General features: G+C 64.9%; 1 pseudogene. It reads left to right on the top strand.

The window, feature by feature from the left end:
- Positions 1 to 251 (top strand): annotated as a pseudogene (locus AC0L2O_RS37175) (septal ring lytic transglycosylase RlpA family protein); the annotation flags it as partial.

Raw genomic sequence — 251 nt, 5'->3', positions numbered from 1 at the left:
CCAGTTGACGAATTCCGCATCGGCACAGCCTGTCATTGCGGCGCAGGCGCCGGCCTCCGGCAATGTGACGCTGCCCGATTTCGGGCCGATCGTGCCGGAACGCCCGCAGATCAATCTGCCGGCGCAATCGCCGTTCAGCGTAGCGTCGCTGTCTTACGCGGACGAACGCGTGCAGCGCGCCCGCAATGTCTTTGCCGCGCTGGATAGCGCCGGAATGTCGCCTGCCGAAATCCTTCAATCGTGGAAGCGGC

The sequence above is a fragment of the Bradyrhizobium sp. Kon10 genome (assembly GCF_055807395.1).
This window is presented reverse-complemented; position numbering and strand designations above follow the sequence as displayed.